The following is a 6,000-nucleotide window of genomic DNA, read 5'->3' as shown; positions in this document are numbered from 1 at the left end:
GTTCCACAACAACCTGTAGTGCAACAACCTGTAGTGCAGGAAACAGTTCCACAACCTGTAGTATCAACAGGCATTGTAGAAGCAACGGTAGAAAAAACAGTAGGAAAAGAAATCGGAGCTATTAGCCGTAGAAATAATCAATCTCAGTTACCAATAGTTAAACTCTATAATCCCTCTCTGCTTCTGATACCTCGCCATGAACCTGCTGATGTAATTACTGCCCAACGAGACTCATCTCTAGTTGATTGGTTAGAATCATCAGGGAAAATGTTACCTAGAGATCCTGTTGAATCAGACAAATATACAGAAGAGGAAGAAGAAATTTCAGCATTAATAGCTGTAGATGATAGTTTTCAAGATGATGATGTATTGGATGACAATCCAGATGAACCAGTTGAATAAAGATTTGTGATGATTAAAAGCTATTCGGTTATTAGCTAAATTTCCAATTTATTTATCAAATTTAAACTCTAAAAAAAGTGTGTGTGGAGGAGATTTTTTGTGCAAAATAAGCTGACTTTAAGCAAGTCTCTCACTGTATCGGGAGAAAATTTATTATGGGGTCTAGGTTTAGGATTAAGTTTATTTGCCCTGATTCTAGATGGTATGGCTAATAGGATTTTCAGTATCGAATCTCTTACTTTCCCCCTAATTATTTCTGGCCTAGTAACTATAAGTTTCGGTTATTGGGCTATACCCATACTAAGAAAGCTGAAAGCTGGACAAATAATCAGAGAGGATGGCCCTCAAGCCCACCTACAAAAAGCTGGGACTCCAACTATGGGAGGCATATTTTTTGTACCAGTGGGAGTAGCGATTGCCCTGGTATTGTCCAGATTTCACCCAGATGTAATAGCTGTATCTTTACTTACTCTAGCTTATGGCTTTATTGGTTGGCTAGATGATTGGCAAATTTTGCAACGTAAGTCTAATAAAGGAATATCTCCGAAAATGAAATTGGCTTTGCAGATTGGTTTTGCTATTCTATTCTGCGGGTGGCTAGCATGGAGTCAGCCTAGCACAATTACTAATATTGCTTTACCTTTTGGTCTACAATTATCTTTGGGATTGCTATTTTGGCCTCTGGCAGGTTTTGTTTTAGTTGCTGAAAGTAACGCTACAAATCTTACTGATGGTGTTGATGGGTTAATGGGAGGTTTAGGAGCGATCGCTTTTTTAGGATTAGGAGCTTATTTAGCCCCTACCTCTTCAGAGCTAATGATTTTCTGTGCTTGCATGAGTGGTAGTTGTCTTGGTTTTGTTGCTCATAATCGTAACCCTGCTAAAGTGTTTATGGGTGATACGGGTTCCTTAGCTTTGGGTGGTGGTTTAGCAGCAGTTGCTGTACTGACTAATACTCTCTGGGTACTTTTAATTATTAGTGGTATTTTCTTAATAGAAACTCTTTCTGTCATTGCTCAAGTGAGTTATTACAAAGCAACAAAAGGACCTGATGGAGTAGGCAAACGGTTATTTAAAATGGCTCCTTTTCATCATCATTTGGAACTATCCGGTTGGTTAGAAACTCAAGTCGTAGGAACTTTTTATTTAGTTAGTTCAATTCTAGCCAGCTTCTGCTTATTACATTAGACATCTCCAGAAAAGATGGAGTAGGGAGTAGGGGGAAATAATTGATAAATAAGAGTACGATAATTGATCTTATTTTTCATTATTGGAGATGTCTATTAGTGATTGAAATTTTTAACAACTTCCTTCAGCGGACAAAATGACAAAAGTTTCAGTAGTTATACCAATTTATAATGGTGAGAAAGACTTGCCAGAATTGATAGAATGTCTGCGATCGCAAACTTATTCTGCCGAGCAAGTAGAATATTTACTGGTAGATAATAATAGTAGCGATCGTAGTAGTTCCATTATTCAAGCAGCAGCAGAGTCAAAGGAAATTACGATTCGCCCACTTACTGAAAATCAAATTCAAAGTTCTTATGCTGCTCGTAATGCTGGTATTCGATCGGCTAATAGCGAAATACTTGCTTTTACTGATGGCGACTGTCGCCCCCAACCTCAATGGTTAGAAAATTTAATTCAGCCATTTTCTGACCCTAATGTTTGTATTGTAGTTGGGGAAATACTTGCTTTACCTGGTGATAGTTTATTAGAAAAATACGCCGATCAAGAAGATACTCTTTCCCAAAAACATACTCTAGCTCATCCATTTTGTCCTTATGGTCAAACTGCTAATTTAGCTATTAAAAAACAGGCATTTGTAGAGGTAGGATTATTTCGCCCTTACCTAACAACAGGTGGAGATGCTGATATGTGTTGGCGAATTTTACGAGAAACATCTTATCAGTTTAAATTTGCTGAAAAGGCTATAGTTAAACATAGACATCGTTCAACTTGGAAAGATTTACAAAGTCAATGGCGCAGGTATGGGAAATCGAATAAGTATTTACATGAGCTTCACGGCGTTGATTTAATGCGAGAGTTCAAAACAAAAGAATATGTGTATCGTGTGAGTAGATGGTTATTAAAAGAATTACCCTTAACAACTATGAAAATAATATCAGGTAAAGCAGAATTAGTAGAGTTATTTAATACTCCTATTGGTTTACTAAATGCTAGGGCAAGAATTATGGGTCAAAAAGAATCAATATTGTCAGAGAAAGCGCGGCAAATTGACAGGATTTAGTTAAAAAATATACAGCTCAATAAAAGTATTTTGTCTTGAAAATTTATTTAAATGGATATGAAAATACTATAACATTGGAAGTTAAAAAAACAACTACGGTTAGTGCTTTGTTAATGTATGTTTATGAAAAAGATAATTCTGGTGAAATTATTGTTTCTATTTTCGATGCTTAAATCATCAGTTTAATATTGGTATTTTGTCAAAAATTTAGTGATACATTTGGAGCGATCGCTTTCTTAATCAGTTAGATAAGCGATCGCTTATTTTTTTGGCAATATGTAGCAAATTTTTTTCTAATTAGTACAATATCAATAAGGTATAATCAATTTTAGGGTTGATAAATATCATACTTATTTCTCAGTTGTAATAAGATTTTTATGCCAATATTAACGCTAATAATATAATTATTTTTTTGATTAATTAGGTTATTTATAGCGGTTTTCACAAAGGTAGACTACAAAATTTCTTCCTTCTCTCCTAGATAACTAAAGCCTTCTTCCTTTAAACCCAAATCTCTGTACTCTATATTAATGAAAACTGCTATAATTTATTTAATAGTAGGGAAGAATTACCAATTTTAAATGTTTTTAATAAACCATCAAAAAAAACACTTTCCTTCCCTATACTGACCAAGTATCCTAATTCTTATTCAAGACTGTAAACTCTTGAAAAATTTATCCGCCAAAGAACCAATAGATTGCCCTACTTGTTTCTTTAAACGCCATCTTTGAAAAGCATTTTCATAATCTTCTCCTTCAACTTGAAAAGTTTTCCAAGCATCCAAAGCTAACCATAATCCCCACAATAATAAAATTGGTAAAGACCAAGAAAGAGTATGAGCAGTTACTAAATTAAGCAGCACTAAAAATGAATTAACAATTCCATATTTAATCGCACTTTGCTTGAATTTTTCTCGGCGAACTTGATTAAAAACTTGTTTTTCCTGAAACTCGCCCCGTTGGGCAAGCCATTTTTGTTCTGCTGCTGCTAATTCTTCAGGAGAAATACCCATCTCCTGGGCAATTTCTGATACTTGTGCTTTTGTAAGTTCGCCTCCTTCAGAACGATGTGCTAAGGCAAGTTGGAGAATTTGCTGAACATCATCTTGAGCATAAGTTTGGGTAATTTGGTTTTGTGGGTTTGTCATTTCATTTATCAGTCATCAATTATCAATTATCAGTTATCAGTACCTCCAGTAATAGGGAGGCGAAGAAAATCAGAATTTCCTTTTCTATCTCCTTGTAGAGCGACAGCTCGTGGCGCAGCCAAGGCAAGGCTATTGACCTTATTTATTAGTCATAACTCTACTACTTAAATTTTATAATTATTTATTATAATATATAGTAATTAGCATACTTGTAAGATATAAAATTCTATTTTTTCGGAAACAGGGAACAGCCAACAGAAAATATTAAGTGTACTTCATGCTTACTAAGAAGCACTATACTCTATTCTCCAATAAATACCAGGGAATAACAATGGAGGATTCCTACCCGTTAAGAGGGGAAATTTCTACTAAATATTGTCTATAATTAACTAAGTAGAACAAGGTAAAAAAAAGATGTTGGATATTTAGCTATAAAAAGCTTCAAGTCATTGATATGAAATACTTCCGAGGAAGTTTACAATTTGATACATAAAGCACAAAATTTACCACGGTCTACTTACCTATTAGTTTTCAGCTTTATTATGACTTACCTAAGTGTTAAAAAGCCTAGGTTAAAGTCCCCACCTTCTAGAGTTTGGGAGGGATAATACCAAATCTCAAAAATTTTGCTACATTTGATTGGGTGGAGAAGTGTGAGACCGACCCCGAACCCCTCCAAGCAGTTGAAGTGTGGGAGGTAGCAGGAGAGGTCAATATAGCAATAATAATTATTTAATTGACTGATAATTGTCAAAAAATGACTTTTAATTTGGCTGATTACTTGAGTATTGAAGTCTGGGCAAAATATAGGATTAATGCATAGTAATTGGTGTAAAAATTATATTTTTAAATATTGAAAATAAGAATGGGTTATTGTTAAGTAGCACGACATAAATATCACTTTATTAAGAACGATTAACAAAGCAGAAACTATTTTCTGTTAAATGTTCCATAAATCGACAGTTCAGTTTAATTTTGTCTGCTTACTTAATTGTTAATTGTTGAATGCAGGTATCTTTTTTCAATTTGCTATTCATTTAAAATGGATAACTAATTCAACATCTGAACAAAAATAAATAATTCAGGAATTACGGACTAGAACCTAAAAACCTGGTTTTTCCGTAGATGTTTACTGTTCAAACCAAACATTTTTCCTAGCAACTAGGTTTCTGTGCCTAAGTCCTTCTCCCTGTCCTTAAATTTTTAGGTGTGTGGGCAGGTATTCCCTTGAATCTTGTGGAGAAGCTACCCTGAGAATATAAACTTTATAATGTCTATAAAAAAACGGTTATAACTTTCCTTGAAATAAGCTAAATATAGTAAGTGAATACACTGATTGGGAGATATGCTAGGATTGCAAATATAAGTTAAATCATGTAATTAAAGGAGATGTTATTGATGATGGGAAGGCAAAACATCAAGTCTTGGGGACTTTTGGCTTTAGCTATATCTCCAATAATTGTAACTTTTTCTGGTTGGGAATTGGCAAAAGCACAGCAAACCCCAGAATTGCTAATTAGCGTAGACTTTGAAGGGGGAAAAAGATCCCCTTCAGGTCGAACCAGTGGTGGAGGTACTCGCGGAACCTGCGATACCATTACAACAAACAGAAATTTGACAGCTCTAATGCCTGGAGATGATAATGCTGGAACTACAATCTCTAGTAATCCAAAATTTTTTCTCTATATTCCTGAGCACGGAGCAAAGTTAGCAGAATTTGAAATAACTGACAAATCAGGTGAAAGTGTCTATTCTGCCAACTTAGATATTTCTGACACTTCTGGTATTGTGAAACTGACTCTACCAAAAAATGTCAATCTAAAAACAAACAAAGAATATACTTGGGCATTTTCCATAGTTTGCGATCCTTGGGATCGCAGTGCTGACAAATTTGTTGAGGGAACTATCAAAAAAGTAGAAATAAGTTCAGAACTAGAAAATAAGTTAAACAATGCTAGTCCGCTTCAACAAGCAGAAATATATGCAAATGCCAAAATTTGGAATGAGACAATAGCTACCGTAGCTGAGTTACGCACTTCTAACCCTACAGAGTGGGAGGAATTATTAACATCAGTAGGATTAAAAGAAATTGCTTCTGAGCCTTTTGCATCCTGTTGTAAAGTAGAAGCAGAATAATTAAAGATATACAGGACTTACCCACGCGAAGCTAGAAACTAAGTCTTTTCGTAAATATTTATTG

5 protein-coding genes are annotated in these 6,000 nt (G+C 34.7%); 4 read left to right on the top strand and 1 reads right to left on the bottom strand.

All coding sequences use genetic code 11. From position 1 onward, the window contains the following. From ACP6PL_RS24890 to ACP6PL_RS24880, 3 genes are all read left to right on the top strand, one after another. Positions 1-402, top strand: a 402-nt coding sequence (locus ACP6PL_RS24890; RefSeq protein WP_426548017.1) for a DUF3134 domain-containing protein, incomplete at its 5' end; no start/stop codon positions are given. A 99-nt stretch (positions 403-501) separates the two neighbouring features. Then, entirely contained in the window at positions 502-1,590 is a 1,089-nt protein-coding gene (gene mraY, locus ACP6PL_RS24885; protein WP_426548016.1) for a phospho-N-acetylmuramoyl-pentapeptide-transferase, read from the top strand. A 136-nt stretch (positions 1,591-1,726) separates the two neighbouring features. Then, complete coding sequence (locus tag ACP6PL_RS24880) at positions 1,727-2,653, top strand: glycosyltransferase (protein WP_426548015.1); 927 nt, start codon at positions 1,727-1,729, stop codon at positions 2,651-2,653. Between the two features lie 649 nt (positions 2,654-3,302). Here the strand turns inward: ACP6PL_RS24880 and ACP6PL_RS24875 are convergent. After that, on the bottom strand, positions 3,303-3,800 hold the full coding sequence (locus tag ACP6PL_RS24875; protein WP_426548014.1) for a 2TM domain-containing protein: 498 nt from the start codon (positions 3,798-3,800) through the stop codon (positions 3,303-3,305). Positions 3,801-5,198: 1,398 nt separating this feature from the next. Here ACP6PL_RS24875 and ACP6PL_RS24870 point away from each other — a divergent pair. Beyond that, complete coding sequence (locus tag ACP6PL_RS24870; RefSeq protein WP_426548013.1) at positions 5,199-5,936, top strand: DUF928 domain-containing protein; 738 nt, start codon at positions 5,199-5,201, stop codon at positions 5,934-5,936. Positions 5,937-6,000: the final 64 nt, after the last annotated feature.

The organism is Dapis purpurea BLCC-M126, from assembly GCF_050015975.1.
GTDB lineage: Bacteria > Cyanobacteriota > Cyanobacteriia > Cyanobacteriales > Microcoleaceae > Trichodesmium.
The sequence above is the reverse complement of the archived record's forward strand: the minus strand, read 5'-3'. Positions and strand labels throughout refer to the sequence as shown.

Excerpts from the sequence above, each read along its gene's own strand:
- ACP6PL_RS24880 (WP_426548015.1), top strand. The coding sequence starts at position 1,727 with ATGACAAAAGTTTCAGTAGTTATACCAATTTATAATGGTGAGAAAGAC.
- ACP6PL_RS24875 (WP_426548014.1), bottom strand. The coding sequence starts at position 3,800 with ATGACAAACCCACAAAACCAAATTACCCAAACTTATGCTCAAGATGAT.
- ACP6PL_RS24870 (WP_426548013.1), top strand. The coding sequence starts at position 5,199 with ATGATGGGAAGGCAAAACATCAAGTCTTGGGGACTTTTGGCTTTAGCT.